The organism is Bacillus cereus group sp. BfR-BA-01379, assembly GCF_022663605.1.
Lineage (GTDB): Bacteria > Bacillota > Bacilli > Bacillales > Bacillaceae_G > Bacillus_A > Bacillus_A mobilis.
Genome location: NZ_JAKUFT010000338.1, coordinates 1 through 215 on the forward strand (window position 1 = coordinate 1; position 215 = coordinate 215).

Sequence of the window (215 nt, forward strand, 5' to 3'; positions counted from 1 at the left end):
CCTGAGAGGGTGATCGGCCACACTGGGACTGAGACACGGCCCAGACTCCTACGGGAGGCAGCAGTAGGGAATCTTCCGCAATGGACGAAAGTCTGACGGAGCACCGCCGCGTGAGTGATGAAGGCTTTCGGGTCGTAAAACTCTGTTGTTAGGGAAGAACAAGTGCTAGTTGAATAAGCTGGCACCTTGACGGTACCTAACCAGAAAGCCACGGC

Annotated in this window: 1 rRNA gene; it reads left to right on the forward strand. The window is 55.8% G+C overall.

Annotated elements, in window-relative coordinates:
• Positions 1-215, forward strand: a 16S ribosomal RNA gene (locus tag MR113_RS28140); the annotation flags it as partial.